Source organism: Caulobacter ginsengisoli (genome assembly GCF_030814835.1).
GTDB lineage: Bacteria > Pseudomonadota > Alphaproteobacteria > Caulobacterales > Caulobacteraceae > Caulobacter > Caulobacter ginsengisoli.
Map to the genome: position 1 here is coordinate 192,327 of NZ_JAUSVS010000007.1, position 25,461 is coordinate 217,787.

Sequence of the window (25,461 nt, forward strand, 5' to 3'; positions counted from 1 at the left end):
TTAACCGCGAATCTTCGGAAGTCGCGACCCTCGGATGTGCGCGCCGCCCTGCTCGACGCCGCCACCCAGCTGATCGAGGCCCAGACGGACGACAAGGTTTCCCTGCGCGCCTGCGCCCGGCTGGCCGGGGTCAGCCACGCCGCGCCGGCCCATTATTTCCCCACCCGCGCGGCCCTGATCTCGGCGGTGCTGGCCCACGCCTTCGACAAGCTGACGGAGGCGATGATCGCGGCCCGCGACGCCGCCGGCGACGACCCGTTCGATCGCCTCAAGGGCACGGGCCGGGCCTATGTCGCCTTCGGCCTGGCCCATCCGGCCCTCTATACGATGATGTTCCGCCCCACCTACCTGCAGGTCCCCGACGGCGAGATGGCCGAGGCGGGCGGGCGCTGCGGCGCGGTCCTGGGCGAGGCGGTGGCCGCCACCCCCCGGCCCGGCGGCCTGACCGTCGCCGCCGGCATGGCCATGGCCTGGACCACCGTGCACGGCTTCGTCGGCCTGGTCAGCAACGGTCTGGTCCTGCTGGACGAAGACCCCATGACGACCGCCGAGCGCATCCTGGAACAGCAGCGGACGGCGTTCAGCGGCTGAGCCCTAAAAAATCTGGACCCGGCACGCCATGGACGCCCAGGCCTTGCCGCTGGCCTTGAGATGGCAGACACGCACCCCGCCGTTCTCGCCCGGCGCCTCGATCATCACCAGCGCCTCCCGGCCATCCTTGGAGACCAGGGGATGATAGATTCGCATCGGCGCGCGGCCATCCGACGGAGCCGACACCTCCAGGCCCGCCCAGTCGCAGGCCAGGTCGTAGGCGCCGCCATCGCCGGCCTTGATCTGCTTGTAGAAGTCCCGGAGCGTGTAGGCGTCGATCGAAGGCGCCCCGGCGCGCAGAGCCGAGACCAGGGTGTCCTGATCCAACTGGTGGAAACGTTCCAAGGACAGGAAGACAGGAGACGCGCCCTCCGGGGCGAGCGCCCGGATGGCCAGGGCCGTGGGCACGCACGCCTGGGGCCGGGGCGCCGGCATCGCTTGCGCCGGTTGCGTCTGGGAGGCCGCCGGTCCGCTTGCGGCCAGGGCCAGGACGATGGCGACGACGGCAAGGCGCTGGGCTTGGCGGTTCATGACCCGAAGTCAGCACGGCGCGTGGACAACCGCAACCCGCCGCTGGCGGGACCTGAGGCCTCAGTATTGCTGGCGCTGGCAGCCGGCGATGGTCCACCCGGCGGCGGTTCGGCGCAGATGACAGATATAGCTGTCGCCCTGATCGACGCTGAACGGCACTTTCAGCCGAACCAGGGCGTCCTGGCCCGACCGCGAAATCCAGGGACGGGCCACGTTGATGAAGGGCGGCATGGGTTCCTGGATGGTCTCGCAGGGTCCATCCGGGGCGAAACACACCCTGGGCTCCACCCTGGCAGGCTGCCCGTAGGCGGCCCAGTCGCAGTCCATGTAATAGACGTAGGGCGCGGGGGCCATGATGTCCTGGGCAAATTCCAGAGCCAGGGCGGGCGTCAGCGTCGGCAGGCGGGCGCGCAGGCGGACGGCGAAGTCCTGCGAGCCGGCCCGATTGTCGCGGTAGGGGCCGTCGATCGAATAGACGTCGCGGTTCATGCCGGGCCGGAGTTGGGACGTCATGACAAGGCCGACCAGGGCGCACTCCTCCGCCGTCGCCTTGATCGGCCCCTGGACGGCAGGCACGGCCGGCGCCGGTTCGGCGGCGAACGCCAGCGGCGGGCCTAGGCCGATGGCCAGGGCGGCAAGCGCGGCGACGAATGGCTGAACCCTGTTCATGACCGCACACTGAATTGGCGCCGCGCGTCTGGCAATCACTCCCGCTTGCCCCCTCTCCCGCTCCGGCCTAAAGCGCCCCCATGGAAGAGACTGAAAACCTGATCGAGACCCTGGCGCTCGAACCGATCGAGATGAACCTGTTCCGGGGCGTCTCGCCCAATGACGGCTTCCCGCGCATCTTCGGCGGGTTCGTCATCGCCCAGGCGCTGCTGGCCGCCTACGAGACGGTCGAGGACCGGGTCTGTCATTCCCTGCACGCCTATTTCATCCGCCCGGGCGATGTGCGCATCCCCGTGCTCTACGAGGTCGACCGCTCGCGCGATGGCGGCAGCTTCACCACCCGCCGGGTGATCGCCATCCAGAACGGCAAGCAGATCTTCAACCTGGCGGCCAGCTTCCAGGTCCAGGAGGAGGGGCTGGAGCACCAGTTTCCCATGCCCGCCGCCCCCAGCCCCGAGGACATCCTCACCGAATGGGACCGGGCCCTGGCCGACAACAGCAAGCTGCCCCCGCAGATGATCGAGCATATGAAGCGCCGCCCGGTCGACGTGCGCTGGCCCGACCCGCAGGACATCTTCAACCCCGTCCCCAAGCCGCCGCGCAAGCAGGTCTGGATGCGCTCCAAAGCCCCCATCGGCGACAACATCAAGCTGCAGCAGGCCGCCCTGGCCTATGCCTCCGACATGGCCTTCATGGAGACGGCGCTACGAGTCCACGGCCTGACCTGGCAGACCCCCGGCCTGCAGTCGGCCAGCCTGGACCACGCCATGTGGTTCCACCGCCCGTCCGACTTTCACGACTGGATCCTGTTCGACCAGGACTGCCCGTCGACGTCGCAGGGCCGCGGGTTCCTGCGAGGCGAGATGTACAGCCGCGATGGCCGCCTGCTGGCCTCGGTGGCGCAGGAATGCCTGATGCGGGTGAAGGACTAGCCGCCGAAGCGCTCGTCGAGCATCGGCGCGAAACCGCCGTAGATCATCCGCTTGCCGTCGAACACCACCTCCATCGCGCCCGGCTGCATGCGCTCGTCGGCCATCATCTTCTCGTTGCCGGCGTCGTAGGCCTCCCTCGACGGCCATTCGACCCAGGAAAACACCACCGTCTCGTCGGGCTCGGCCTTCACCGCCATCCTGAAGTCGGTGACCTTGCCGTCGGGCACGTCGTCGCCCCAGCACTCGACCACCCGGATCGCGCCGCAGTCCTTGAAGACCTCCGCGGCCTTGCGGGCCATGTCGATATAGTCCTGCTTGCGGGCGGTGGGGACCGCGAGCACGAAGCCGCTGATGTAGCTCATCGTCCTTCTCCCTGTTCCGTGGCGGAATTAGAGAGCGGATGGCGCCGCGCCACAACTCCTCTCCTCGGTAGAGGAGAGGTCGAGAGGCATGCGCCGAAGGCGCTGCCTCCGGGTGAGGAGATTCCCACGGTGGCCGCCGCAGGCGGTTCAGCTTGGTGTGGGCGTGGGGGATCAGGTGCCGGCCGGCGTGGGAATCTCCTCACCCGCTCTTCGCGCCTTCGCGCTCAGAGTCGACCTCTCCTCGGTAGAGGAGAGGAGGCGCGTTACTCCACTTCTTCCGGCTTGATCGCCACCACCCGGCCCTCGCCGATCAGCACCTGTGGCACGGCCTCGCGGGTGAAGGGCAGGTACCAGGTCGGGCCGCCTTCGGCCGGGGTGATTTCCAGGATGTCGCCGGCCCCGAAGTCCTGGACGGACTTGATGGCGCCCAGCGGCGCGCCCTCGGGGGTCTCGACCCGCAGGCCGACCAGGTCGGTCAGGTAGAACTCGTCCTCATCCGGCTCGGGCAGCGAGGCTCTGGGGACGAAGAGGCGCAGGCCGCGCAGGGCGTCGGCCTGTTCCTTGGTCTCGATCTCCAGGCAGCGACAGACAAGGCCGCCCTTGGCGGGGCGGCCTTGCGTGATCGTCAGCCCAAGGGAGCCGTCCTGGCGCAGCAGCGTCCTGTAGGAGACGAGCGCCAGGGGGTCCTCGGTATAGGCGCTGAGGCGGACCTCGCCGCGGACGCCGAAAGCGCCCGCGACCCGGCCCACCTGGATCAGAGCCTCCGCCACTACTCGGCGGGCTTGTCGGCGTCGTCAGCCGGAGCCGCTTCGGCTTCGGCAGGCGCGGCTTCAGCTTCAGCGGCGGGAGCTTCTTCAGCGGCGGGAGCCTCTTCAGCAGCGGCCTCGGCCGGAGCGGCTTCAGCTTCGGCGGTGGGGGCCTCTTCGGCGGGGGCTTCGGCGGCCGGAGCCTCTTCAGCCGGAGCCTCGACAACTTCGGGCTCGGGCTCGGGGGCCGGCGGCGGGTTGGCGGCCAGTTCGGCGGCGGCGGCGGCGCGGTCTTCTTCACGCTTGGCGCGCTCGCCGGCGCGTTCCTCGGCCTTCTTGCCCGGCTTGCCCTTGGTGGGGTTGTTGCCGTGGGCCCATTGCACCAGGCCGGCGTTGCTGAGGAAACGGGCGACGCGGTCGGTGGGCTGGGCGCCCTTCTTCAGCCAGGCTTCGATGGATTCCAGCTTCAGGGTGATCCGCGTGGGGTCATCCTTCTTGAGCAGGGGATTGTAAGTACCGACCTTCTCGATGAAGCGGCCGTCGCGGGGCGAGTGGCTGTCGGCGACGACGATCGAGTAGTAGGGGCGCTTCTTGGCGCCGCCACGGGCGAGACGGATCTTCAACATGGGGGTAGGTCCTAGTTCTTCTTGAAAGGGTTGAAACCGGGCGGCAGGGCAGGCCCGCCGAGGCCCGGAAGGGCGTTGGGGTTCACGGCCGGACCGCCAAGGCCCGGCAGGTTCTTCATCTGGGCTTCCAGTTGAGCGGGGTCGGGGGCGGCCAGCTTGCCGCCGCCCAGGTTCTTGAGGCGGTCCATGCCGCCGCCGCCCATCATGCCGGCCATGCGGGCAAAGCCCTTGCCGCCGTCGCGGCTCATCATCTTGAAGGCGTCGGCCATCTGGCGATGCTGTTTCAGCAGGCGGTTGATCTCGGCGACATCGACGCCGGAACCGGCGGCGATGCGGCGCTTGCGCGAGGCGGCCAGGATGTCGGGCTTCTTGCGCTCGGCCTTGGTCATCGAAGAGATGATGGCGCGCTGGCGAGCCAGCATCTTGTCGCTTAAGCCCGCCTCGGCGACCTGCTGCTTGATCTTCTGCACGCCCGGCAGCAGGCCCATGATGCCCTGCATGCCGCCCATCTTTTCCATCTGGGCCAGCTGGTCGCTCATCATGTCCAGGTCGAACTGGCCCTTGGCCAGCCGCTTGGCCATAGCCTCGGCCTTGGCCTGGTCGAGGTCCGTCGAGGCCTTCTCGACCAGGGCGATGACGTCCCCCTGCCCCAGGATGCGGCCGGCGACTCGGCGGGCGTCGAAGACGTCGAGGGCGTCGACCTTTTCGCCGGCGCCGAGAAACTTGATCGGCAGGCCGGTGACGGCCCGCATGGAGAGGGCCGCGCCGCCGCGCCCGTCGCCATCGGCCCGGGTCAGGATCAGGCCGGTGAGCGGCAGGCGCTCATGGAAGGCCTTGGCGGTGCGCACCGCGTCCTGGCCGGTCAGGCTGTCGGCGACCAGCAGGGTCTCGGCCGGTTGCGAGATGCGGGCGATCTCGGCCGCCTCGCTCATCATCCCCTCGTCCAGCGTGGTGCGGCCGGCGGTGTCGAGGATGAGGATGTCGTAGCCGCCCAGCTTGGCGGCGCTCATGGCGCGCCTGGTGATGTCGGTCGCCGACTGGCCCGCCAGGATCGGCAGAGTCTCGACCTCGATCTGCTTGCCCAGGGTGGCCAGCTGCTCCATGGCGGCCGGACGGCGGGTGTCCAGCGAGGCCATCAGGACCTTCTTGCGGTCCATCTTCGACAGCCGCAGGGCGAGCTTCGCCGCCGTCGTGGTCTTGCCCGAGCCCTGCAGGCCGGCCATCAGGATGACGCTGGGCGGGTTGAGGGCGATGGTCAGCGGGACCGGCTCCTCGCCGCCCAGCATCTCGATCAGGCCGTCATAGACGATCTTGACCACCTGGTCGGCGGGGCGGATCGAGCGGATCACCGCCTCGCCCGTGGCCGCTTCCTTGGCCTTGGTGATGAAGTCCTTGACCACCGGCAGGGCGACGTCGGCCTCCAGCAGGGCCACGCGGACCTCGCGCAGCGCCTCCTCGACGTCTTTCTCACTGAGCACGCCGCGACCGGAGAGCCGGTCGAATACGGTGCTGAGCCGTTCTGTCAGGCCGTCAAACATTCAAGACCTCATTCGCACAAGCCAATCAGCCCCCGCGGACGATCACGTCGACGGGGGTCCTCGCCGCCCTCATCCGGCATATTCGTTGTCCTAACGCTTCGCTGCGTGAGGACGTGGAACCGGGACCGTGGCGGTGGAGGGCGCTGATGGATTGCGCCGGAAGGCGCGGCTTATGCGCTTAAAAGACGTCCGCGGTCAAGTTCGCGGCCTTGTCCCGGGGCCAGGCGATGAAGGCCACGACCCACAGCATGATCAGATTGACCAGCGGGACGATGATCAGCAGCGACAGGGCGCCTGGCAGGCCGATGCGGCTGAGGATGCGCCAGACCGGAAAGATGAAGGCGAAGATGACCAGCAGGTAGATAATCCAGTGTGTTGGTTGCAGACCGCCCATGACAGGCCTCCCCAGATTGAGCGGTCACTATGCACGGTCCAGCACGTCTGACGAGACGGCTTTAGCCCCGCAGTTCCAGCCCGTTGCCCTCGGGGTCCCTCAGATACAGCGACACCCCCTCGCCGCCCGAACCGTAGCGCACGCCCGATTCGCCGATCTCCACGCCGTGGCTTTCGAGATGGGCGCGCACCGCCTCCAGCTCGAAGCCGGCGACGTTGAGGCAGAAATGGTCGAGGTTGCGGCCCTCGGCGGCCGGGCCGGCGCCGCCCAGGCGGCCCAGCAGGCTGTCGACGGCGACGATGTCGATCAGGCTGGTTCCGGCCCGCAGCTGGGTCAGGCCGATGGCGCTCTGGTCCCGCTCGACGGCCAGGCCCAGCACCTCGGTGTAGAACTTGATCAGGCGCGGGGCGTCGTGGGCGCGCAGGACGAGGTGGTCGATGCCGGTGATCTGGAGCATGCCGCTCAGATAGGCCCGCCGGGACGACCGGCCAAGGGCGCCTCGACGAACAACGGTCTTTCGGTTAGCCTTCGCTTACGACAACCATCATCTGGGAGGAAACGATGGGACGGACTCTACTGGCTGGCCTGGCCGGCGGCATCGTGATGTTCATCTGGCTGGCGGGCGCGCACATGTCGCCGCTGGCCGAAATCGGGGTCAAGGAGGCGCCCAAGGGCTCGGCCGCCGTGGCGGCGCTGGACGCGGACCTCAAGCAGAGCGGCTTCTACATGTTCCCGGGCAGCGGCCTGACCGAGACATCGACCAAGGCCGAGCAGGACGCGGCCATGAAGGCCCAGATGGCCGACATGGCGACCAAGAGCTTCGGGATCATCGTCTACAACCAGCCGGGCACGGGCTTTGGCATGGCCCCGGCCCTGATCAAGGAGTTCATCTTCGACCTGGTCCAGGCCCTGGTGGTCGCCTTCGTGGTGGCGGGGTCGACGGCGGCGACCTTCGGCCGGCGGGTCGGGGTGGCGAGCCTGATCGGTTTTGGCGCCCTGGTGGCGACAAACAGCTCGTACCACATCTGGTACGGCTTTCCTCTCGACTACACCCTGGCCTACATGTTCATCGGGTTCGTCGGCTATGTGGTCGCGGGGCTGGCGATCGCCTTCGTGCTCGGACGCAAGGGCGCGGCGACCGCCTGATCATCTGGGGGGAGAGGCATGGCCAGACCGTCGGCGAAGAAACCAGCGGCTCGGCCGGCTTCCAAGCCCCCGATGAAGGCCACCAGGCCGGACGACAGCGAACACCGGCTGGTTCACCGGCTGCTGTTCTTCACCGACGCGGTGTTCGCCATCGCCATGACCCTGCTGGTCCTGGAGCTGAAGCCGCCGGTGGCGGAGAGCGGCCCGGACCTGGTGGCCGCCCTGCGCGGCATGACCGGCCATTTCATCGCCTTCACCATGAGCTTCGCCCTGGCCGGTGTGTTCTGGATCGCCCACATGAACACCCTGCGCCGGCTGGAGCATTTCGACTGGCCGACCGTGTGGGCCAACCTGGTCTTCCTGTTCGCGGTGACCCTGATCCCCTTCTCCTCCGCCCTGCTGGGCGAGGCGGGCCCGGGGGCGGCGGCCTGGCAGGTCTATTCGGCGCAGATGGTCTTCACCTCGGCGGCGACCACCCTGCTGCTGCTGGTCGCCTCGCGCGACGGCGGCCGGCTTATGGACGGCATGACCGGCCGCGAGCGGGCCTACCGCACCGTGCGGGCCGCTTCGCCGGGGATAGCCTTCGCGGCCGGCTTCGGGCTGGCGGCCGCGGGCTACATCGGCCTGGCGCACCTGTGCTGGGTGCTGATCCCGGTGATCTTCTGGATCGCGCATGTGACGCTGGGACCGAGGAAGGCAGCCTGACGCGCCTCTCCCCCTCGTTTGCGAGGGGGAGCGAGGGACACGCCGAAGGCGGCGTCCCACGGAGGGGGAGCCTTGCGGCGGTTCAGCATGCCGCTGGCGCGGGGTGGTTCCCCCGACACGCTTTCGCCAACCTGTCTCCTCACCCGCTCTTCGCGCTGGCGCGCTCAGAGTCGACCTCTCCTCGAAGAGGAGAGGAGGCGCCGCATCTTCTACGCCACCGGGAACCCGCGATCCCGCATCAGCGCATCGACATTCACGTCCCGCCCGCGGAAGCGGCGGAAGGCCTCGCCCGCGTCGATGGTGTCGCCCACGCTCATGATGCTGTCATGCAGCCGCTTGGCGGTGGGCTTGTCGTAGAAGCCGCCGGGCGCTTCTGCAAAAGCCTCGGCGGCGTCGGCGGTCAGGGTGTCGGCCCAGATGTAGTCGTAGTAGCCGGCCGAATAGCCGTCGCCCGAGAAGATGTGCCCGAAGTGCGGCATGCGGTGACGCATGACGATCTCGGCCGGCATGCCGATCTCGGCCAGGGTGGCCTTCTCGAATTCCTTGGGATCGATGGGCGTGGCGCCGGCCAGGTGGGCCTTCATGTCGACCAGGGCGCTGGCCAGGTATTCCACCGTGATGAAGCCCTGGTTGAAGGTCTCGGAGTTCTTGATCTTCTTGACCAGCGCCTCGGGGATCGGCTTGCCGGTCTGGTAGTGGACGGCGAACCGGCTGAGCACCTCCTTGGTCGGCAGCCAGTGCTCGTTGAGCTGGCTGGGGAACTCGACGAAGTCGCGGGCGACGTTGGTGCCGGCCAGCTGCGGGTAGTGGGCGTTGGAGTTGAGGCCGTGCAGGGCGTGGCCGAACTCGTGGAACATGGTCGAGGCGTCGTCCCAGGAGATCAGCACCGCCTCGCCCGGCTTGCCCTTCACGAAGTTGCAGTTGTTGGAGACGATCGGGGTCACGAAGCCGCGGAAATTCTCCTGGGTGCGGTACTCGTTCATCCAGGCGCCCGACTGCTTGCCGGCCCGGGCGTAGGGGTCGAAATACCACAGGCCGACCCGCTTGCCGCCCTTGGTCACTTCCCAGACCCGGACGTCCGGATGGCAGACCGGCACGTCATGGATCTCGGCGAACTTGAAGCCGTAGATCTGGCCGGCGGCCCAGTGCATGGCCTCGCGCATCTTGTCGAGCTGCAGGTAGGGCTTCACCTCGTTCTGGTCGAGGTCGTAGCGGGCCTTGCGGACCTTCTCGGCGTAGTAGCGATAGTCCCAGGGCTCGATCTTCAGCCCGCCGCCCTCGGCGTCGGCGATCTTCTGCATGTCGGCCACTTCCTCGTGGACGCGCGCCACGGCCGGCTTCCAGACCCGCAGCATCAGGTCCATGGCCGCGTCCGGCGTGCCAGACATCTGGCCGGCCGTGATCCAGTGCGCATGGGTCTTGAAGCCCAGCAGCTTGGCCTTCTCGGCCCGCAGCCCCAGGATCTCGGTGATGATCTTGTTGTTGTCGTGGGCGTTGCCGTTGTCGCCGCGCGAGATCCACATCTTCCAGGCCTTCTGGCGCATGTCGCGCTTGGAGGCATAGGTCAGGTAGGGCTCGACCGACGAGCGGGTGTTGGTCAGCATCCACTTGCCCTTCTGGCCCTTGTCCTCGGCCGTGGCCGCGGCGGCGGCCTTCAGCGAGTCGGGCAGCCCGGCCAGGTCACCCTCTTCCAGGAGGATGGTGTAGTCCTCCTCGTCGGCCAGCTCGTTCTGGCTGAAGGTCGTATAGAGGGTGGCCAGCCGCTGGTTGATCTCGGCCAGCCGCTTCTTGTCGGCCCCGTTCAGGGCCGCGCCCTGGCGGGCGAAGTTGTTGTAGGTGCGCCAGGCCAGCCGCTTCTGCTCGTCGGTCAGCCCGGCCGTCCCGCGGGTGTCGTAGACCGCCTTGACCCGGGCGAAGAGGGCCTCGTTCTGGGTGATCTCGTCGCCGAAGGCGGCGAACACCGGGGTGACCTCCTGCTCGACCTTCTGCATGTCGTCGCTGCTGAGCGTCGAGGTGTAGATGTTGAACATCGAGGCGGCGCGGGTCAGGGGATCGCCGCTGGCCTGCATGGCGCGCAGGGTGTTGTCGAAATTGGCGGGCGCCGGGTTGGCGGCGATGGCCGCGATGTCGGCCCGGTTCAGCTCGATGCCCTTCATGATCGCCGGCTTGAAGTGCTCGACCTTGACCTTGTCGAAGGGCGGGACGCCGCCGTGCGGGCCGGTCCAGGTCGCCAGCAGGGGGTTGTCCTCGGCCGCCAGGGCCAGGCTGGGATTGATCGCGGCGGCGGTGACAGCGGCGGCGGATGCGGCCAGGAAAGTGCGGCGTTTCAAGGAAAGGCGCTCCAGAGGCTTAAATTGCTGGGGGGACCCTATGGCAAAGGCACGGGGTCGTCACATGAAGGGGTTGTAATGCAAAGAGCAACCCTAGCTGGGCAGGGGATGCCCAAAGCCCTGCCACAGGTAGAGGCCGCACATGGCCGCCAGGAAGCCGCCCTGGGCCCAGCGGTTGCGGACGAAGACCAGGATCAGGGCCGTGGCGGGGGCCAGATGGCCCAGGTTGAAGAGATAGGGGGCGGGATAGTCGCTGCGCTGGCTGAGGCCCCAGACGAACAGCCACAGCAGCGGCGTGTGCAGGGCGAACAGCAGGAAGTAGCGGCGAGAGGCGGCGGCGAAACTGTCCTTCAGATCGACGCCCTCGGGCCCCACCTCGTCGGGCAGGGCGGCGCTGGACATCAGAAACAGCAGGCCGACGCTGGCCACCAGCAGGGCGAACAGCTCGAAGGTCACCGCCGGGGCGCTGCCCCGCACCGAATACCAGGCCCACCACTGGGTGAGGATCTTGAGCAGCGCCGCCAGGGCCGCCAGCGGGCCCAGCCAGTCCCATTTCACCCGCGATCCCGCCGCCAGCAGCCGGTTGAGGCTGACGAAGACGTCGGACACCGCGATGCCCATGACGATCGCCGCGAAGGTCAGCAGATAGTCGAACGGTTCCATGAGCCTCCCCGCCTGGGACCCGAAGCTTAGCGGTATGGACGGCGGCCTGTCGCGGGGCTAAGCGCTGGGCCATGGCGATAGGCGTTTTCGATTCCGGAATTGGCGGTCTTTCCGTGCACCGCGCGCTGGTCGAGCGGCTGGCCCATACCGACCTCATCTACCTGGCCGACCAGGCCAACGCCCCCTACGGCGGGCGGCCCGGCGAGGAAATCGTCGAGCTGACCAAGGCCGGCTGTATCCGCCTCTTCGACGAGGGGGTCAGCCTGGTGGTCCTGGCCTGCAACACCGCCTCGGCCATCGCGCTGCGCCGCCTGCAGCAGACCTGGCTGCCGACCTATCGGCGCGAGCTGGGCCGGCCGGTGAACGTGCTGGGCATCATCGTCCCGACCATCGAGGCGGCCACCGGCATGCCCTGGGAGCATGAGGCCGACCGCCATGGCGACAAGGTCGAGAAGGTCGACATCCTGGGCGTCTTCTCCACCCCGGGCACCGCCGCCAGCCGCGTCTTCGAGATCGAGATCGACAAGCGCCGCCAGGACGTGGCGGTGTTCTCCGAGCCCTGCCCCAACCTGGCCCGGATGATCGAGGACGGCGCCGGCGAGGCCGAACTGGCCCAGACGGTGGCCGGTCACGTCGAGGCCCTGCGCCGCCGCATCGGGCGCCTCCCAGACAGAGCGATCCTGGGCTGCACCCACTACGAGATCATCGCCGACCTGTTCAAAGCCGCCCTGCCGCCCGGCACGCCCCTGATCCACCAGCCTGCCGCCACCGCCGACGCCCTGGAGCGCTATCTGGAGCGTCACCCCGAGCTGTCGGCCGGCCGCGAAGGCAAGCGCCGCTTCCTGACCACGGGCCGGGTCGGCGAGCAGAACCGGCTGATCACCGCCTTCTGGGGGGCGCCGCTGCGGTTCGAGGCGGCTTGACCTTTCTGTAAGCAATGACTTACGGTGTGGCGTCCTGAGGGGGAACGCCATGCGCGCCATCGTCTTCGTCACCGCTCTGCTGCTCGCCGGTCCCGCCGCTGCTGAGGTCGTCGACAGCCAGCCCAACGGCTTCGAGGTCCGCCAGAGCGCTGCCATCAAGGCCCCGGCTGCCAAGGTCTATGCCGACCTGGTCAAGATCGGCGCCTGGTGGGGAAGCGACCACAGCTGGTCGGGCGACGCCAGGAACATCACCATCGACGCGCGGCCCGGCGGCTGCTGGTGCGAAACCTGGGCCGGCGGCGGCGTCCTGCACATGACGGTCATCGACGCCCAGCCCGGCAAGCAGCTGCGGTTCGCCGGAGCGCTGGGCCCGCTGAGCTTCAGCGGCCTGGACGGCCACATGGCCTGGACCCTCGGCGAAAAGGACGGCGTCACCACCGTCACCTGGACCTACGCCGTCGGCGGCTACGTCAGGGGTGGGCTGGGCCAATGGCCGGCCGGAGTGGACAAGGTGCTGACCGAGCAACTCGAGCGGTTCAAGCGGTTCGAGGAGACGGGCAAGCCCGACTGAGGCTCCAAGCCCTTCCCCCGCTGGCGGGGGAAGGGCTTGACGCTAGGCCGCGACCAACGCGCTTTCGGAAGCGATCACCCGACTCACCGCATTGACCACCGCCCCGATCCGCAGCGCCGCCTGGATGGCCGTGTTCGGGACACCCCGGCTCTTCAGCTCATGCTCGTGGGCGTCCAGGCACATGCCGCAGCCATTGATGGCCGAGACCGCCAGGCTCCAGAGTTCGAAATCGACCTTGTCGACGCCGGGATTGGCCAGGACGTTCATTCTAAGGCGCGCCGGCAGGGTGCGGTATTCCTCGTTCTTCAGCAGGTGCAGGGCGCGGTAGTAGACATTGTTCATGCCCATGATGGCCGCGGCGGCCTTGGCGGCCTCGAACGCGGCGTCGGTCAGGCCGGCCTCGCGGGCCGCCGCCTCGACCTCGGCGATCACCGGGCCGGTCCCGACGGCATGGGCCGAGGCGACAAAGGCGCCCCATTTCTGCTGGTCGGTGAGCAGGGTCTCGGAGGCCAGGGACGAGAGGTTGAGGCTCAGATCCTTGGCGTAAGAAGGCAGGCGGTCGCGCAGGGCGTCCAGCGACATGGCGGGATCCTCAAGACGGATTTGAATTTGGGAAGGTAGAGGCTTGTAAGTAGAGTCCGGGAGCCCGCGCCCATCGGGGGGGCTGTGGAGCACGGGCTCCCGGTTCGGCAGCGGCCGGTTGGACTGAGGCTGGACGGCGGGGGGCGTCCGTCCGGCGGGTCCGGTTGTCGGCGGCCTCTTATGCTGCCGGTTTCAGAACGTCTCCACCCAGCGGACGGTTGCATGCGCAAAGCTCATCGGTCTGCAGCGCATCCAGGACCCGCAAAGTGTCGGCCGGGGCGCGGCCCACATTCAGGCTGGTGACGTAGACGTGCTGGACGATCCCGTTGGGGTCGACCAGATAGGTGGCGCGCTGGGCGACGCCTTCTTCCTCGTCCAGAACCCCGAGCGCGCGGGCCAGGACGCCGCCGTTGTCGGCGAAGTTCCAGATCGCCAGGCGGTCGAGGTCCGGGTGCTCCCGGCGCCAGCCCAGCTTGGAATGCTCGTTGTCGGTCGAGCCGCCCAGGACGACGGCGTCGCGGTCGGAGAAGTCCTTGGCCAGGCGGGCGAACTCGGCGATCTCGGTCGGGCAGACGAAGGTGAAGTCCTTGGGATAGAAGAAGATGACCTTCCACTGGCCCGGGAAGCTGTCTTGCGTGAGGGTCTCAAAGGCGCTGACGCCGTTTTCTTCGTGGCGGTTGAAGCCGGGCTTGACGCCCGTGAGTTTGAACGCGGGGAATTTCTGGCCAACGCCGAGCATCGAGGACTTCCTTCTCATTAAGCGATGGCGGCCGGGGAGGACCGCCTGAGCCAGTGAGATAGGGACCGCCGGATCATAAATCCAATCGATTGTTTTGGTCGGCTGGATAGATTATTCCTATCGCCATGCTCCCCACCCTGCGCCAGCTCCAGTATCTGAAGCTCCTCTCCGAGCACGGCTCGTTCAGCCGCGCCGCCGAGGCCGCCCACGTCACCCAGCCCACCCTGTCGGCCGGCATCCAGGAGCTGGAGCGCATCCTGGGCGCCCCCGTGGTCGACCGGGCCCGCTCGGGCGTCATCCTCACCGCCGCCGGCGAGGAGGCGGTCCACCGCGCCCAGGCCATCCTGGCCCAGACCGAGGACCTGGTGCAGGCCGCCCAGACCGCCGGCCAGCCGCTCACCGGCCGCTTCCGGCTGGGCGTCATCCCGACCATCGCCCCCTATCTGCTGCCCAAGGCCCTGCCGGTGCTGCGCCAGCGCTTTCCCAAGCTGCGCCTCTTCCTGCGCGAGGACCTGACCGGCCGGCTGATCGCGGGCCTGCGGGCCGGGGCCCTGGACGCCGCCCTGATCGCCCTGCCCTATGACATGACCGGCCTGGCCTGGGAGCATGTCGCCGACGACGAGCTGCTGGCCGCCGCCCCGGCCAACCACCGCATGGCCCGCGAGAGCCGGGTGCGCCCTGAGGACCTGGAGGGCGACGACCTGATCCTGCTGGAGGACGGCCACTGCCTTCGCGACCACGTCCTGGCCGCCTGCGGCCTGGAACCGCCCAGGCCCAGCAGCGAGGAAAGCTTCGCCGCCACCTCCCTGCCGACCCTGGTGCAGATGGTCAGCTCGGGCCTGGGCGTCAGCTTCCTGCCGGCCATGGCGGTCAATGCCGGCCTGACCGAGCATGTCCCCATGACCATCCGCCACCTGGAGGCCGACCATCCCAGCCGCGAGATCGTCGTCGCCTGGCGGGCCGGGTCCAGCCGGGCGCGGGAGGGACGGCTGCTGGCTGAGGCGTTTCGGTAATCCGCAAATCCTCCCCCGGAGGGGGAGGGGGACCATGCGAAGCATGGTGGAGGGGGTCAGCCGCTACATCCACCTCTGCCCGCGAATCCGCAGCCGATCCGCCGCGGCCTTGCTTGAATCGTGAGTGTAGCTTCAACCCCCTCCACCACGCCTTCGGCGCGGTCCCCCTCCCCCTCCGGGTGAGGATTCAAAACAGATACAGTCTAAAATGCTCTTGACTCGATACGATTCCGATATATCTAAGACGCGATATATCTTGAAAGGATCGATATCACTATGCACAGACATTTCGGATTTGGCCGCGCCCATCACGGCCGCCACGGCTTCGGTTTCCACCATCATGAGGGCGGCCGCGGTCGCCATGGCATGCGGCGGATGTTCGACCACGGCGACCTGCGGTTCGTGGTCCTCAAGCTGATCGCCGAGAAGCCCCGCCACGGCTACGACCTGATCAAGGCCATCGAGGAAGCCTCGGGCGGCGCCTACGCCCCCAGCCCCGGCGTCATCTACCCCACCCTGACCCTGCTCGAGGACATGGGCATGGTCACCGCCACCATCGAGGGCGCCAAGAAGCTCTACGCCATCACCGACGAGGGCCAGGCCTATCTGGCCGCCAACGAGCCGGGCGTGGCGGGCCTGTTCGGCCGCATGGCCGAGGCCGCCTCGCGCTCGACCATGTTCTCGCCCCAGATCCTGCGGGCCCGCGAGAACCTGCGCACCGCCCTGAAGCTGAAGACCACCGGCCAGGCCCTGACCCAGGACCAGATCGCCGTGATCTGCGACGCCCTGGACGCCGCCGCCTCCGCCATCGAGCGCGCCTGATGGAGAGCCACGCCAGTCTGAAAACGGCCAGCGCGGCCCGCTATCTGAGCCAGCTCTGCAAGCATTGGGGCCACTGCTTTCCGGTGAACTTCGATGCGGCGGAGGGCCGGATCGACCTGCCGTCCGGCCCCTGCCTGCTGTGGGCCGATGCGGGTGAGCTGCGGATCACGATACGGGCGGCCGAGGCGCCGGTCCTGGCCCGCATGGAGGACGTCGTCGCCGAACACCTGGCGCGGTTCGCCTTCCGCGAGGGCGAGGTCAAGCTGGCCTGGACGAGGGCCTGGCCTGCCGGGTCGATCGACCTGGATCGCCGCCGCAACTCCTCTCCTCTCCGAGGAGAGGTCGACTCTGAGCGCGCCAGCGCGAAGAGCGGGTGAGGAGACAGGTCGGCGGCCACGTATCGGGGAAAACACCCTGCGCCGGCGGAATGCTGAACCGCCGCAAGGCTCCCCCTCCGTGGGACGCCGCCTTCGGCGTGTCCCTCGCTCCCCCTCGCAAGCGAGGGGGAGAGGCGCGCTGCATCTACCGCGGCGCCCGCTTGGCCAGGATTCGCTGAAGGGTCCGCCGGTGCATCGACAGCCGCCGCGCCGTCTCCGAGACGTTGTGGTTGCACAGCTCATAGACCCGCTGGATATGCTCCCACCGCACCCGGTCGGCGCTCATCGGATTTTCCGGCGGGGCCGCGGAGGCGCCGCCCTGGGCCAGCAGGGCCCGGACCACGTCGTCGGCGTCGGCGGGCTTGGAGAGGTAGTCCACCGCCCCCGCCTTCACCGCCGCCACGGCGGTGGCGATGTTGCCATAGCCGGTCAGCATGATGACCTTGGACTCCGGCCGGGCGTCGCGGATGGCCTGGACCACCTTCAACCCCGTCCCGTCGTCCAGCCGCATGTCCAGCACCGCGAAGGCCGGGGCGTGGGCCCGGACCGCGCCCAGGGCCTCGGCGACGCCCCCGGCCAGGGTCACTTCGAAACCCCGCTGTTCCAGGGCCCGGCCCAGCCGCGTGCGCAGTGGCGCATCGTCGTCCAGGACCAGAAGACTGCGGTCCGGCAGGGCCGCGATGTGATCGTTCAGATCAACCATTTATTCCGCTCCTGAGGTCAAAGCGGCGACGCAGCCACCTAGAGGCGTGTCGGGACATAGTGCGGCGTTTTGTCACTGTTCATCAAGCCCCGTAAACGGATCGACAATGACGGGCGCTTCGATCACGCCGCGCGGCCATTTGGCGGTGATTTGCGCCCCACCTCTGCGGCCATTGCGGAAATCCACGACAGCCCCAGTTCGTTCCAGCAGGGTCTTGGCGATGAAGAAGCCCAGCCCCATGCCGACATGGCCCGAACGCGAGCCTTCCGCCCCCGGCCGGCTGGTCACATAGGGCTCGCCCAGCTTGGCCAGCACCTCGGGCGCGAAGCCCGGACCGTCGTCCCGCACCTCGATCGACAGGCTGTGGTTGTCGAACCGGGCGGTGACCAGCACCTCGGACCGGGCGAAGTCGACGGCGTTCTCGACGAAAGAGGTCACCGCGTGCAGCACCTCGGGCATGCGCCAGATGTCCGGCGCCTCGACGTCGAGCGGCCCGGAAACCATGGCCTCGACCCGCACCTCGGGGCTCTTGGCGTGGGGGGCGATGGCCTCCTGGACCATCTGCAGCAGGCTCATGCGCTCGTGGACGGCGTCGCTGGCCATCGGGTCGGCGGTCAGCCGGCGCAGGATCTCGCGGCAGCGTTCGGCCTGGCTGATCAAGAGTTCGGCGTCCTCGCGCACCTGGCCGCCGGGCGGGGCGCTGCGGGCCATCTCCTTGGCGACGATGGCGATGGTGGCGAGCGGCGTGCCCAGCTCATGGGCGGCGGCGGCGGCCAGGGCGCCGAGCGCCGAGAGCCGCTGCTCGCGGGCCAGCACCACATGGGTGGTGTCCAGGGCCAGCTGCATGCGGGCCGCCTCGGCCGAGGCCTGCCAGGCATAGGCGGCGGTGAAGATCACCCCCAGGATGCGGGCGATCACCGCCCCGATACGGTTGATGATCGGCGGATCGAACGGCACGGCGTTGGCCGAGGGCAGCGGCCAGGCGCTGACCGACAGCATGATGTTGGCCGCCACCGCCAGCAGGCCGAGCGCCAGGGTGTGGCGCAGCGGCAGGCTGGCCGCCGCCAGGGTCACCGGCGCGATCAGCAGCAGCGAGAACGGGTTGAGCGTGCCGCCGGTCAGATAGAGCATGCCGGTCAGCTGCAGGATATCGAAGGCGATCTGCCCCGCCGCCTCGCGGTCGCCGGCCAGCCTCTGGCCGGGCGAGGCCATGCTGATGACGATGTTCAGGGCGGCCGCCACGCCGATCAGGATGAAGCAGGGGATCCAGGGCAGGGGAAACTTCAGCACCAGGCCGACGAACAGCACGGTCGCCGTCTGGCCGATCACCGCCAGCCAGCGCAGCCGGATCAGGGTGCGGGTCCGCAGGCGTCCCCGCCGCGCCCCGCCCGCCCAGAAGTCGGCGGCGTCTTGCAGCAGGGCCTGCCGCAGCCTATCGAGGCCCGACAGACCGGACGTTGTGGGTTCTGACGCCTTGGGGTGCGCCTCGGGGGGCGAAACAGGAGCCATGCGGGCCACAATGATCAGTATTCGACCGGAAGGCGAGGCCGCATGAACCGCTCACGATGGTTTTTACTGGGCTTCATGGTGTTCGCCCTGCTGGCCTCGGTCGGCTACTACCTCACGGCCTCGCGGGGTGACCCCAAAAGCGCCGGCGACGGCCCCGGCGGCCCCTTCCAGCTGGTCGACCAGAACGGCGCCCAGGTCACCGAGGCGGCGCTCAAGGGCCACTGGAGCGTGGTGTTCTTCGGCTACACCTACTGCCCCGACATCTGCCCCGGCACCCTGCAGAACCTGGCCCTCGTGAAGGATCGCCTGGGTCCCAAGGGCCGGGACCTGAAGATCGTCTTCATCTCGGTCGACCCGGCCCGGGACACCGCGGCCCACAACAAGGAATGGCTGGCCGTCCAGGGCGCCCCGCCCGGGACCCTGGCCCTGACCGGTTCCGACCAGCAGGTCGCCCAGGCGGCCAAGGCCTACAAGGTCTACTACCAGAAGGCCGGCGACGGGCTGAACTACAGCGTCAACCATTCCAGCGTCGTCTACCTGATGGACCCCAAGGGCCGCTTCAACCGGGTGCTGGTCTACAACCTGCCGGATGAGATGGTGACGCAGATCCAGAAGGGGATGCGGGGGGAGTGAGCTCACCGCCTATCGGCCGCCGACAGAACTCTCCTCGCCCCTAGGGCGAGGTGGCCCGGAGGGCCGGAGTGGGGAGCGACTACAGCACACAAGAACAGGCGTTCCCCCCACTGCTACGCTTCATTCTGCCCCTGAGTGCCGGGCGCGCACCCCACTCCGTCAGCTTCGCTGCCACCTCGCCCTAGGGGCGAGGAGAGAGCGGAGCACGGTCAGCCACCTTGCGTCGCCCCTGCGACACCTAAGGCTGGACTTTATTCACCCTCACCATGCTATGCTGCACCGCAACAAGAACGGCGGTCACCGACAGCATGCTCTATGCCCTCCATGAAGCCACCTACTACGGCGCCTCGCCCCTGCGCGCCGCCGCCCGGCTGACGCGGGACTTCTGGTCCTCGCCGCTCAACCCGGCCCGCGACTCGATCATCGGCCGCAACCTCTATGCCGGCGCCGACCTCTACGCCAACGTCACCCGCCGCTATGGCAAGCCCAAGTGGGGCATCGACGAGATCACCGTCAACGGCCACCCCGTGCGGGTGCGCGAGACCGTGGTCTGGGAAAGCCCGTGGTGCCGGGTGATCCAGTTCGACCGCGACATGGCCGACATGCGCCGGGCCGGCAAGTTGCAGCTGGACCCCGCCGTGCTGATCGTCGCGCCGATGTCGGGCCACTACGCCACCCTGCTGCGCGGCACGGTCGAGGCCTTCGCCCCCGACCACGCCGTCTTCGTCACCGACTGGTCGAACGCCCGCGACGTGCCGATGATGGACGGCCGCTTCGACTTCCACGACTATATCGACCACATTCAGCAGATGCTGCGGGCCCTGGGCGCCCGGGCCCATGTCATCGCCGTCTGCCAGCCGGGCCCGCCGGTGCTGGCCGCCGCCAGCCTGATGGCCGAGGCGAACGATCCCAGCCGCCCCCGCACCATGACCTTCATGGGCTCGCCCATCGATGCGCGCCTCTCCCCGACCGTGACCAACAGGCTGGCCGAGGAGCGGCCCTTCACCTGGTTCGAGTCGAACATGGTCTACACCGTGCCCGCCCCCTATCCGGGCGCATTGCGGCGCGTCTATCCGGGCTTCGTGCAGCTGGCCAGCTTCATGTCGATGAACCTGGAGCGCCACCAGAGCGCCCACCAGCAGTTCTTCCAGCACCTGGTGGCCGGCGACGGCGACAGCGCCGACAAGCACCGCGCCTTCTATGACGAATACCTCTCGGTCATGGACCTGACCGAGGAGTTCTACCTGCAGACCATCGACCTGGTCTTCCAGTCCTACGCCCTGCCCAAGGGCGAGCTCATCCATCGCGGAAACCTGGTGAAGCCCGCCGCCATCACCGACATCGGCCTGATGACCGTCGAGGGCGAGCTGGACGACATCTCCGGCATCGGCCAGACCCAGGCGGCGCACGAGCTCTGCTCGTCGATCCCCGAAAACCTGAAGCTCGACTATGTGCAGGAAGGCGTCGGCCATTACGGCGTCTTCAACGGCCGGCGCTTCAGGGAAGAGATCTTCCCCAGGGTGTTCGACTTCATCCGGGCTTGCGATCCCGACTTCTAGGCTTATCCCTAGCGGCAATGAATCTGTTCAAAGCGCCCTACGCCCACGGCGACCGCCTGGAGACGGCCGGCCATCCGCTGCGGCTGGCGGTCAATCCCCGGGCCCGGCGGGTCAGCCTGCGGGTCGACCGGGTCAAGCGCGAGGTGGTGGCCATCGCCCCCACCGCCCGGCGGCTCTCCGAAGCCGTGGCCTTCGCCAGAGACAAGACCGACTGGATCGCCGCCCAGCTGGCCGACCTGCCGGTTCCTGCAAGGCTGGCCCCCGGCGGAACCCTCACCCTGTTCGGCGAGACCGTGCGGCTGGAGGCCGGCCCCGGCCGCGCCAAACTCAAGGATGGCGTGCTGACCTCGCCCGATGACGCCGCCTATGCCGACCGGGCCATTCGCCTGATCAGGACCGAGGCCCGCCGGGTGCTGACCGAACGCACCGCCGTCTACGCCGAGAAGCTGGGCAAGCCGATGCCCAACCTGGCCATCATGGACGCCAAGGGCCGCTGGGGCTCCTGCAAGGGCGGCCCGGCCGGCAAGCCGGGCTCGATCCGCTACAGCTGGCGCCTGGCCCTGGCTCCGTTCGCCGTGGCCGACTATGTCGCCGCCCACGAATGCGCCCACCTGGTCGAGGCCAATCACGGGCCGAGGTTCTGGGCGGTGGTGAAGGACCTGATCGGCGATCCCGCCCCGCACCGGGCGTGGCTGCGGAGCGAGGGGTCACGGCTGCACGCGTTTGGGAGATAATCTTTGCGCGCCTCTCCCCCTCGCTTGCGAGGGGGAGCGAGGGACACGCCGAAGGCGGCGTCCCACGGAGGGGGAGCCTTGCGGCGGTTCAGCATGCCGCAGGCGCAGGGTGTTTTCCCCGATACGTGGCCGCCGATCTGTCTCCTCACCCGCTCTTCGCGCTCGCGCGCTCAGAGTCGACCTCTCCTCGGAGAGGAGAGGAGGCGCGGAAATCGGCTAGTACGGCAACTCTTCCGGCGCCGGCGCCTGCCTGGGCGGTGGGGCCTCGTCCACCGGAGGCGGGGTCTCCTGTTTGTCGTCGCCGGGATTGAGCCCCAGGTTCGACAGCAGATCGCCCAGCGCCCCGGTCACGCCCGTCGAGCCCGGCGGTTCGATCACGCCGCCCGGAATGGCCTGGGTCTTCAGCCGCGGCAGCGCCTGGACCATGAAGCCGCGCCAGATCTCGGCCGGGGCGCCGCCGCCGGTCACCCGCCGCATCACCGTGTTGTCGTCGCGGCCGGTCCAGACGGCGGTGACGAAGCCGCCGGTGTAGCCGACGAACCAGGCGTCGCGGTAGTCGCTGGTGGTGCCGGTCTTGCCGGCGATGTCGAAGCCGGGGACGCGGGCCCGCGTGCCGGTGCCGCCCTGCACCACCTGGCGCATCATCTGGTTCATATACTGCAGGGCCGGCGAGCCGATCACCGCGGGGCGGCGGCGGTCGTCGACGCTGTGGTCGTAGAGGACGCGGCCCTTGGCCGTCAGGATGCGCTCGATGCCGTAGCCCTTGGCCAGGAAGCCGCCGTTGCTGAACGGCGCATAGGCCTGGGCCATTTCCAGCGGCGAGACCTCGACGGCCCCCAGCGCCATCGACGGGTCGAGCTGGATCTTCGAGGTGATGCCCAGCCGCTTGGCGGTCGAGGCGACGTTGGAGGTGCCCACATCGTTGGCCAGCCGCGCGGCCACCGTATTGATCGACTGGGCCAGGGCCGTCTGCAGGGTGATCGAGCCCAGATAGCGGCCGGTATAGTTCTTGGGCTCCCAACTGCCGATCTTCACCGGCTCGTCGACCACCATCTGGCCCGGGTTGCGCCCGGCCTCCATGGCGGTGAGGTAGACGAAGGGCTTGAAGGCGCTGCCGGCCTGGCGCTTGGCCATGGTCACCCGGTCGAACTGGGAATCGCCGTAGTCGGCCCCGCCGACATAGGCGCGGATGCGGCCCTCGCCGTCGATGGCGACCAGGGCGGCCTGCTGCACCCCGGCCTTGGCGTTGTTGCGCACCCCGGCCTTCACCGCCTGCTCGGCGGCGGCCTGGATGGGCAGGTCCAGGGTGGTTTCGACCACCAGATCCTCGGTCGGCTCGCCCACCAGGCTGCGGACCTGGGCGTCGATCCAGTCGGTGAAATACTGCGCCCTCTGGTTGGCCAGCACCGAGGAGACCCTGACCGGCGAAGCGAAGGCGGCCTTGCGCTGCGCCGGGGTGATGGCCTTGGTGCGGACCATCTCGTCCAGCACGATGGTGGCGCGGTTGGCGGCGCGCTTGGAGGCCGAGACCGGGCTGTAGCGCGAGGGGCCCTTCATCATCCCGGCCAGCAGGGCCGATTCGCCCAGGGTCAGCTGGGAGGCGGGCTTGTTGAAATAGCGCTTGGCGGCGGCCTCGATGCCATAGGCGCCGGCCCCGAAATAGACCCGGTTCAGATAGAGGGCCAGGATCTCCTTCTTGGTGAACTTCATCTCCAGCCAGATGGCCAGGATCAGCTCCTGGGCCTTGCGCCGGGGCGTCTGGTCCAGGGTGAGGAACAGGTTGCGGGCCAGCTGCTGGGTGATGGTCGAGCCGCCGGCGGCGATGCACCAGCAGGAGACGTCCTTGACCAGGGCCCGGGCCATGCCCAGCGGATCGAAGCCGGGGTGGTAGTAGAAGCGGCGGTCCTCGATGGCGATGAAGGCTTTCGGGACATAGGCGGGCAGTTTGTCCAGATCGACCGGCGGCGCGTACTGGCTGCCGCGCACCGCCACCAGCGAGCCGGAGCGGTCGAGGTAGGAGATCGAGGGCTGGCGCTTGACGGCGTTGAGGCCCGAGACGTCGGGCAGGTCGGTGGCGAACACCGCGAAGAAGGCGACCAGGAAGATCAGGCCCCAGACGCCCAGCACCGTGGTCCAGTAGGCGAAGGCCTGCAGCGGGGTTCTGCGTTGCCCCTTGGCGCCGAAGAGGCCGCCCCCGCTGGGGCGCCCGTATTGGCCGTTGCTCATCTCGAAGTCCTGCAGGGAAACTATCGGGCGCGCCGCCCGCGAACCAGCGGCACGAAACCCTCCATAGCATTACCGACCTATGAACGCGGCGGATTCGCGGCGGCTCCATACGGTTAAATCGTGTTCATCCGCCAGTCAGGCTGTAAGGTTTAGCCCTGCTGCCGGGATCGCTACTACAGCGTGGGAGGCTTGAGATGACCGAGAGACAGAAACAGCGGGTGTTTGGCTTGACCCGCACCCTGGCCCTGCTGGCGGCGCTGGCCGCCCTGATCTTCGCCGGCTCGCTGGTGCTGCGCCATCGGGTGCTGCCTTCGGGCTATGACACGGTGGCCGACGCCACCAGCCCGGTCACCGACGCCATCGACGCCGCCCCGCCGGAGGACAAGACCGCCGCCGCCGCCGAGGGCGTCGCCGAGTCGGCCAGCCAGGCCAAGCCGGTCGACTGGACCATGGTCGTCTCGGGCCTGACCTTCGCCTTCACCGCCTTCGGGGCCATCTCCGGCGCCATCCTGGGCTGGCGCAAGGACCAGCGGCACCAGCGGGAGTCCGACCTGCGCATCCGCGAGCTGGAGCTGGAGATTTCGCGGCTGCAGGGGTCGTAGGCCTCGGCCTAGCGGTCGTTTGGCGACCCCACCCTCTCTCAACCGTCATGGCCGGGCTTGTCCCGGCCACCCATGATCACAAGAGTTGACGGTTGGCGGCGGCGATGTCCGAAACTCTTCTGATCCACCGAGTTCATGGGTGGCCGGCACTTCGGCCGGCCATGACGAAAAGGGAAGAAGAAGAAGAAGAAGAAGAAGCTGGTTACGCCTTGGCCTTCCGATCCGGATCGGTGCGCCAGACCAGGAAGCTCTCCAGCACCGCCCAGGCGGCGGCGACCAGGACCGCGCCGACCAGCGCCATCATGGCCAGGGGCATGGGCGCGAAGGGCGAGGCCAGGACCGCGACGATGCCGATCAGGGCGAACAGCCGGCCGGCCAGGCGGTTGGACTTGTCCCAGGCCAGGCGGCTGGTCAGCGACCAGTAGGTGCGCACCCCGGCGATGGGGTTGGGCCGGACCTTGCCGATCACCGCCCCGATGACCGTGAACAGCAGCCCGACCAGGCCCAGGGTCCAGCGCTGCGGGCCCAGGCCCCCGCCGGCCCAGCCCAGGGCGATGCCGGCCAGGATCAGCGACATGAAGCCCATGGCCAGCACCACCAGGCCCCGGCCAAGGCGCAGGCTGTCCTTCCAGCCCTGGGCGGCGTCGGTGCGGGCCAACAGGGCCAGGCCCATCCAGAGCGCGACCGAACCCGCCGCCATCGCCGCGATGCCCAGCGCCAGCTCCCGCCGGTCGCCATAGCGGTCGACGACGCCCTGGAAGTTGAAATGCACCGGCAGCGGGCCCGCCTTGCCCCATTGCCAGACGGCGAAGGCCAGGCCGGCCATGCCGGCGATCCCCGCCGCGGCGGCCCAGTCCGTCAGGGTGAAGCGCTTTTGCGAAGCAGTCATGAGCTTGGCTCCTCGGGATCGTCCGAACCGGTCCCGGTCAGTTGCATCAGAAAGGCGATGGCTTCCTCGGCGGCCGAGATGACCAGCCGATAGCGCACCGTCGTGCCGTCCCGCTCGGTCTCCACCAGGCCGGCCGCCTTCAGCGCCGCGAGATGGGCGGTGACGGTGGGCCAGGCCATGTCGAACCGGGCGGCGATATCCCCCGACGCCAGCGGTCCCTGCCGCAGCATGGCGACCATGCGGCGGCGGGCGGGATGGGACAGCGCCTTGAAGATCTCGTTCATGAGCAGACTAGCTAATTAGTCTTTGCGCTAATTTCAAGCCCTTTTCGAAGCGGCCAAAATGT

General features: G+C 68.6%; 30 protein-coding genes. 13 read left to right on the top strand and 17 right to left on the bottom strand.

Annotation, left to right across the window (positions count from 1 at the left end):
* Positions 1-36 precede the first annotated feature (36 nt).
* Positions 37-591 carry a TetR/AcrR family transcriptional regulator gene (locus QO010_RS17245; RefSeq protein ID WP_307351171.1) on the top strand — a complete coding sequence of 185 codons (555 nt, stop codon included), beginning with the start codon at positions 37-39 and terminating at the stop codon, positions 589-591.
* Positions 592-594: 3 nt separating this feature from the next.
* Here the strand turns inward: QO010_RS17245 and QO010_RS17250 are convergent, their stop codons facing one another.
* Complete coding sequence (locus QO010_RS17250) at positions 595-1,122, bottom strand: hypothetical protein (RefSeq protein WP_307351173.1); 528 nt, start codon at positions 1,120-1,122, stop codon at positions 595-597.
* Between the two features lie 60 nt (positions 1,123-1,182).
* Positions 1,183-1,791, bottom strand: a complete 609-nt coding sequence (locus QO010_RS17255; RefSeq protein ID WP_307351175.1) for a hypothetical protein — start codon at positions 1,789-1,791, stop codon at positions 1,183-1,185.
* 80 nt (positions 1,792-1,871) lie between these two features.
* Between QO010_RS17255 and QO010_RS17260 the strand changes: the two genes are divergently transcribed.
* Complete coding sequence (locus tag QO010_RS17260; RefSeq protein WP_307351177.1) at positions 1,872-2,723, top strand: acyl-CoA thioesterase; 852 nt, start codon at positions 1,872-1,874, stop codon at positions 2,721-2,723.
* Here the strand turns inward: QO010_RS17260 and QO010_RS17265 are convergent.
* From QO010_RS17265 to QO010_RS17290, 6 genes are all read right to left on the bottom strand, one after another.
* The gene (locus QO010_RS17265) at positions 2,720-3,085 is read right to left on the bottom strand and encodes a DUF1428 domain-containing protein (RefSeq protein ID WP_307351179.1); all 366 of its coding nucleotides are present in this window, start codon (positions 3,083-3,085) and stop codon (positions 2,720-2,722) included. The two genes, QO010_RS17260 and QO010_RS17265, sit on opposite strands and share 4 nt — an antisense overlap.
* 263 nt (positions 3,086-3,348) lie before the next feature.
* On the bottom strand, positions 3,349-3,855 hold the full coding sequence (gene rimM / locus QO010_RS17270) for a ribosome maturation factor RimM (RefSeq protein WP_307351181.1): 507 nt from the start codon (positions 3,853-3,855) through the stop codon (positions 3,349-3,351).
* Positions 3,855-4,457 (bottom strand): 30S ribosomal protein S16, encoded by a 603-nt coding sequence (gene rpsP, locus QO010_RS17275; RefSeq protein WP_442320010.1) that lies wholly within the window; start codon positions 4,455-4,457, stop codon positions 3,855-3,857. Before rpsP ends, rimM begins: the two co-directional genes overlap by 1 nt.
* 11 nt (positions 4,458-4,468) lie before the next feature.
* On the bottom strand, positions 4,469-5,995 hold the full coding sequence (gene ffh, locus QO010_RS17280; RefSeq protein ID WP_307351184.1) for a signal recognition particle protein: 1,527 nt from the start codon (positions 5,993-5,995) through the stop codon (positions 4,469-4,471).
* A 178-nt stretch (positions 5,996-6,173) separates the two neighbouring features.
* A complete protein-coding gene (locus QO010_RS17285; protein WP_307351185.1) occupies positions 6,174-6,389 on the bottom strand; it encodes a hypothetical protein in 216 nt (71 codons plus the stop codon).
* Between the two features lie 61 nt (positions 6,390-6,450).
* Complete coding sequence (locus QO010_RS17290; RefSeq protein ID WP_307351187.1) at positions 6,451-6,846, bottom strand: VOC family protein; 396 nt, start codon at positions 6,844-6,846, stop codon at positions 6,451-6,453.
* A 104-nt stretch (positions 6,847-6,950) separates the two neighbouring features.
* On the opposite strand from QO010_RS17290, the gene QO010_RS17295 reads away from it, so the two are divergent.
* Both QO010_RS17295 and QO010_RS17300 read left to right on the top strand, forming a co-directional pair.
* Entirely contained in the window at positions 6,951-7,535 is a 585-nt protein-coding gene (locus QO010_RS17295; protein ID WP_307351189.1) for a hypothetical protein, read from the top strand.
* 72 nt (positions 7,536-7,607) lie between these two features.
* The gene (locus tag QO010_RS17300; protein ID WP_307351191.1) at positions 7,608-8,240 is read left to right on the top strand and encodes a TMEM175 family protein; all 633 of its coding nucleotides are present in this window, start codon (positions 7,608-7,610) and stop codon (positions 8,238-8,240) included.
* Positions 8,241-8,449: 209 nt separating this feature from the next.
* Here QO010_RS17300 and QO010_RS17305 read toward each other — a convergent pair whose 3' ends face one another.
* Both QO010_RS17305 and QO010_RS17310 read right to left on the bottom strand, forming a co-directional pair.
* Positions 8,450-10,570: a M3 family metallopeptidase gene (locus tag QO010_RS17305; protein WP_307351192.1), complete on the bottom strand. Its 2,121-nt coding sequence runs from the start codon at positions 10,568-10,570 to the stop codon at positions 8,450-8,452.
* A gap of 93 nt (positions 10,571-10,663) precedes the next feature.
* Positions 10,664-11,233 (bottom strand): hypothetical protein, encoded by a 570-nt coding sequence (locus QO010_RS17310; RefSeq protein WP_307351195.1) that lies wholly within the window; start codon positions 11,231-11,233, stop codon positions 10,664-10,666.
* Between the two features lie 71 nt (positions 11,234-11,304).
* On the opposite strand from QO010_RS17310, the gene QO010_RS17315 reads away from it, so the two are divergent.
* On the top strand, positions 11,305-12,156 hold the full coding sequence (locus QO010_RS17315; RefSeq protein WP_307351198.1) for a glutamate racemase: 852 nt from the start codon (positions 11,305-11,307) through the stop codon (positions 12,154-12,156).
* A gap of 49 nt (positions 12,157-12,205) precedes the next feature.
* On the top strand, positions 12,206-12,727 hold the full coding sequence (locus QO010_RS17320) for an SRPBCC family protein (RefSeq protein ID WP_307351200.1): 522 nt from the start codon (positions 12,206-12,208) through the stop codon (positions 12,725-12,727).
* Between the two features lie 42 nt (positions 12,728-12,769).
* Here the strand turns inward: QO010_RS17320 and ahpD are convergent, their stop codons facing one another.
* Together ahpD and QO010_RS17330 are read right to left on the bottom strand one after the other, a co-directional pair.
* Positions 12,770-13,309, bottom strand: coding sequence for an alkylhydroperoxidase, AhpD family (ahpD, locus tag QO010_RS17325; RefSeq protein WP_307351202.1), 540 nt, complete (start codon positions 13,307-13,309; stop codon positions 12,770-12,772).
* Between the two features lie 178 nt (positions 13,310-13,487).
* Positions 13,488-14,048, bottom strand: a complete 561-nt coding sequence (locus QO010_RS17330) for a peroxiredoxin (protein ID WP_307351204.1) — start codon at positions 14,046-14,048, stop codon at positions 13,488-13,490.
* A gap of 125 nt (positions 14,049-14,173) precedes the next feature.
* On the opposite strand from QO010_RS17330, the gene QO010_RS17335 reads away from it, so the two are divergent.
* The 3 genes from QO010_RS17335 (at position 14,174) to QO010_RS17345 (ending at position 16,260) form a co-directional block, all read left to right on the top strand.
* The gene (locus QO010_RS17335; RefSeq protein ID WP_307351205.1) at positions 14,174-15,061 is read left to right on the top strand and encodes a hydrogen peroxide-inducible genes activator; all 888 of its coding nucleotides are present in this window, start codon (positions 14,174-14,176) and stop codon (positions 15,059-15,061) included.
* A 276-nt stretch (positions 15,062-15,337) separates the two neighbouring features.
* On the top strand, positions 15,338-15,883 hold the full coding sequence (locus QO010_RS17340; RefSeq protein ID WP_370873779.1) for a PadR family transcriptional regulator: 546 nt from the start codon (positions 15,338-15,340) through the stop codon (positions 15,881-15,883).
* Positions 15,883-16,260 carry a DUF2218 domain-containing protein gene (locus tag QO010_RS17345; protein ID WP_307351207.1) on the top strand — a complete coding sequence of 126 codons (378 nt, stop codon included), beginning with the start codon at positions 15,883-15,885 and terminating at the stop codon, positions 16,258-16,260. Before QO010_RS17340 ends, QO010_RS17345 begins: the two co-directional genes overlap by 1 nt.
* A gap of 145 nt (positions 16,261-16,405) precedes the next feature.
* Here the strand turns inward: QO010_RS17345 and QO010_RS17350 are convergent, their stop codons facing one another.
* Positions 16,406-16,963, bottom strand: coding sequence for an ActR/PrrA/RegA family redox response regulator transcription factor (locus tag QO010_RS17350; protein ID WP_307351209.1), 558 nt, complete (start codon positions 16,961-16,963; stop codon positions 16,406-16,408).
* A gap of 72 nt (positions 16,964-17,035) precedes the next feature.
* Complete coding sequence (locus QO010_RS17355) at positions 17,036-18,472, bottom strand: ActS/PrrB/RegB family redox-sensitive histidine kinase (protein WP_307351211.1); 1,437 nt, start codon at positions 18,470-18,472, stop codon at positions 17,036-17,038.
* Between the two features lie 42 nt (positions 18,473-18,514).
* Between QO010_RS17355 and QO010_RS17360 the strand changes: the two genes are divergently transcribed.
* The 3 genes from QO010_RS17360 (at position 18,515) to QO010_RS17370 (ending at position 21,398) form a co-directional block, all read left to right on the top strand.
* Positions 18,515-19,105 carry an SCO family protein gene (locus tag QO010_RS17360; RefSeq protein WP_307351213.1) on the top strand — a complete coding sequence of 197 codons (591 nt, stop codon included), beginning with the start codon at positions 18,515-18,517 and terminating at the stop codon, positions 19,103-19,105.
* A 308-nt stretch (positions 19,106-19,413) separates the two neighbouring features.
* On the top strand, positions 19,414-20,664 hold the full coding sequence (locus QO010_RS17365) for a polyhydroxyalkanoate depolymerase (RefSeq protein ID WP_307351215.1): 1,251 nt from the start codon (positions 19,414-19,416) through the stop codon (positions 20,662-20,664).
* A 17-nt stretch (positions 20,665-20,681) separates the two neighbouring features.
* Positions 20,682-21,398: a M48 family metallopeptidase gene (locus QO010_RS17370; protein ID WP_307351217.1), complete on the top strand. Its 717-nt coding sequence runs from the start codon at positions 20,682-20,684 to the stop codon at positions 21,396-21,398.
* A 216-nt stretch (positions 21,399-21,614) separates the two neighbouring features.
* Here QO010_RS17370 and QO010_RS17375 read toward each other — a convergent pair whose 3' ends face one another.
* Positions 21,615-23,624: a transglycosylase domain-containing protein gene (locus QO010_RS17375; protein ID WP_307351219.1), complete on the bottom strand. Its 2,010-nt coding sequence runs from the start codon at positions 23,622-23,624 to the stop codon at positions 21,615-21,617.
* A gap of 194 nt (positions 23,625-23,818) precedes the next feature.
* On the opposite strand from QO010_RS17375, the gene QO010_RS17380 reads away from it, so the two are divergent.
* Positions 23,819-24,226 carry a hypothetical protein gene (locus QO010_RS17380; RefSeq protein ID WP_307351221.1) on the top strand — a complete coding sequence of 136 codons (408 nt, stop codon included), beginning with the start codon at positions 23,819-23,821 and terminating at the stop codon, positions 24,224-24,226.
* Positions 24,227-24,428: 202 nt separating this feature from the next.
* Here the strand turns inward: QO010_RS17380 and QO010_RS17385 are convergent, their stop codons facing one another.
* On the bottom strand, positions 24,429-25,115 hold the full coding sequence (locus QO010_RS17385) for an SdpI family protein (RefSeq protein ID WP_307351222.1): 687 nt from the start codon (positions 25,113-25,115) through the stop codon (positions 24,429-24,431).
* Entirely contained in the window at positions 25,112-25,399 is a 288-nt protein-coding gene (locus QO010_RS17390) for a metalloregulator ArsR/SmtB family transcription factor (RefSeq protein WP_307351224.1), read from the bottom strand. The genes QO010_RS17385 and QO010_RS17390 overlap by 4 nt, the downstream gene beginning before the upstream one ends.
* Between the last annotated feature and the right edge of the window lie 62 nt (positions 25,400-25,461).

Excerpts from the sequence above, each read along its gene's own strand:
- QO010_RS17250 (WP_307351173.1), bottom strand. The coding sequence starts at position 1,122 with ATGAACCGCCAAGCCCAGCGCCTTGCCGTCGTCGCCATCGTCCTGGCC.
- QO010_RS17255 (WP_307351175.1), bottom strand. The coding sequence starts at position 1,791 with ATGAACAGGGTTCAGCCATTCGTCGCCGCGCTTGCCGCCCTGGCCATC.
- QO010_RS17260 (WP_307351177.1), top strand. The coding sequence starts at position 1,872 with ATGGAAGAGACTGAAAACCTGATCGAGACCCTGGCGCTCGAACCGATC.
- QO010_RS17265 (WP_307351179.1), bottom strand. The coding sequence starts at position 3,085 with ATGAGCTACATCAGCGGCTTCGTGCTCGCGGTCCCCACCGCCCGCAAG.
- rpsP (WP_442320010.1), bottom strand. The coding sequence starts at position 4,457 with ATGTTGAAGATCCGTCTCGCCCGTGGCGGCGCCAAGAAGCGCCCCTAC.
- ffh (WP_307351184.1), bottom strand. The coding sequence starts at position 5,995 with ATGTTTGACGGCCTGACAGAACGGCTCAGCACCGTATTCGACCGGCTC.
- QO010_RS17285 (WP_307351185.1), bottom strand. The coding sequence starts at position 6,389 with ATGGGCGGTCTGCAACCAACACACTGGATTATCTACCTGCTGGTCATC.
- QO010_RS17290 (WP_307351187.1), bottom strand. The coding sequence starts at position 6,846 with ATGCTCCAGATCACCGGCATCGACCACCTCGTCCTGCGCGCCCACGAC.
- QO010_RS17295 (WP_307351189.1), top strand. The coding sequence starts at position 6,951 with ATGGGACGGACTCTACTGGCTGGCCTGGCCGGCGGCATCGTGATGTTC.
- QO010_RS17300 (WP_307351191.1), top strand. The coding sequence starts at position 7,608 with ATGAAGGCCACCAGGCCGGACGACAGCGAACACCGGCTGGTTCACCGG.
- QO010_RS17310 (WP_307351195.1), bottom strand. The coding sequence starts at position 11,233 with ATGGAACCGTTCGACTATCTGCTGACCTTCGCGGCGATCGTCATGGGC.
- QO010_RS17315 (WP_307351198.1), top strand. The coding sequence starts at position 11,305 with ATGGCGATAGGCGTTTTCGATTCCGGAATTGGCGGTCTTTCCGTGCAC.
- QO010_RS17320 (WP_307351200.1), top strand. The coding sequence starts at position 12,206 with ATGCGCGCCATCGTCTTCGTCACCGCTCTGCTGCTCGCCGGTCCCGCC.
- ahpD (WP_307351202.1), bottom strand. The coding sequence starts at position 13,309 with ATGTCGCTGGACGCCCTGCGCGACCGCCTGCCTTCTTACGCCAAGGAT.
- QO010_RS17330 (WP_307351204.1), bottom strand. The coding sequence starts at position 14,048 with ATGCTCGGCGTTGGCCAGAAATTCCCCGCGTTCAAACTCACGGGCGTC.
- QO010_RS17335 (WP_307351205.1), top strand. The coding sequence starts at position 14,174 with ATGCTCCCCACCCTGCGCCAGCTCCAGTATCTGAAGCTCCTCTCCGAG.
- QO010_RS17340 (WP_370873779.1), top strand. The coding sequence starts at position 15,338 with ATGCACAGACATTTCGGATTTGGCCGCGCCCATCACGGCCGCCACGGC.
- QO010_RS17345 (WP_307351207.1), top strand. The coding sequence starts at position 15,883 with ATGGAGAGCCACGCCAGTCTGAAAACGGCCAGCGCGGCCCGCTATCTG.
- QO010_RS17350 (WP_307351209.1), bottom strand. The coding sequence starts at position 16,963 with ATGGTTGATCTGAACGATCACATCGCGGCCCTGCCGGACCGCAGTCTT.
- QO010_RS17355 (WP_307351211.1), bottom strand. The coding sequence starts at position 18,472 with ATGGCTCCTGTTTCGCCCCCCGAGGCGCACCCCAAGGCGTCAGAACCC.
- QO010_RS17360 (WP_307351213.1), top strand. The coding sequence starts at position 18,515 with ATGAACCGCTCACGATGGTTTTTACTGGGCTTCATGGTGTTCGCCCTG.
- QO010_RS17365 (WP_307351215.1), top strand. The coding sequence starts at position 19,414 with ATGCTCTATGCCCTCCATGAAGCCACCTACTACGGCGCCTCGCCCCTG.
- QO010_RS17370 (WP_307351217.1), top strand. The coding sequence starts at position 20,682 with ATGAATCTGTTCAAAGCGCCCTACGCCCACGGCGACCGCCTGGAGACG.
- QO010_RS17375 (WP_307351219.1), bottom strand. The coding sequence starts at position 23,624 with ATGAGCAACGGCCAATACGGGCGCCCCAGCGGGGGCGGCCTCTTCGGC.
- QO010_RS17380 (WP_307351221.1), top strand. The coding sequence starts at position 23,819 with ATGACCGAGAGACAGAAACAGCGGGTGTTTGGCTTGACCCGCACCCTG.
- QO010_RS17385 (WP_307351222.1), bottom strand. The coding sequence starts at position 25,115 with ATGACTGCTTCGCAAAAGCGCTTCACCCTGACGGACTGGGCCGCCGCG.
- QO010_RS17390 (WP_307351224.1), bottom strand. The coding sequence starts at position 25,399 with ATGAACGAGATCTTCAAGGCGCTGTCCCATCCCGCCCGCCGCCGCATG.